1 protein-coding gene is annotated in these 543 nt (G+C 39.8%); it reads left to right on the top strand.

The features are described 5' to 3' along the window. Nucleotides 1–543, top strand: a 543-nt coding sequence (locus tag AC27IT_RS28095) for a protein kinase domain-containing protein (protein WP_487092306.1), incomplete at both ends; no start/stop codon positions are given.

Here is a 543-nt window from a genome sequence, read left to right as displayed (position 1 = left end):
ATATGTACCGGGTATGACATTAAAGCAATACATTCTGCAAGAATCACCATTATCTCTTGATAAAGCCATACATATTATGACGCAGATTACATCAGCTATTGCCCATGCTCATCAGTACGGAATTATTCACCGGGATATTAAGCCTCAAAATATTTTAATTGATCATGATGATACCATTAAAGTTACTGACTTCGGCATTGCCGTAGCACTAAGTTCTACAACCATTACGCATACTAATTCTGTTTTGGGATCTGTTCATTATTTATCTCCTGAACAGGCAAGGGGAGGGCTTGCGAATAAGCGTTCTGATATTTATTCGCTTGGCATCGTCCTATTTGAATTGCTAACGGGTCGAGTCCCTTTGTCTGGGGAATCGGCTGTGTCAATTGCATTAAAACATTTACAGACAGAAACACCTTCTCCAAAAAGGTGGAATCCATCTATCCCTCAAAGCGTGGAGAATGTTGTATTAAAAGCAACAACTAAAGATCCATTTTACCGATACAGTTCCGTCGAAGAACTCGAAGCGGATTTACAGTCTGC

This window comes from Brevibacillus sp. YAE8 (genome assembly GCF_057543335.1).
Note: the sequence above shows the minus strand (reverse complement) of the source record. Positions and strands in the feature narration are given on the sequence as shown.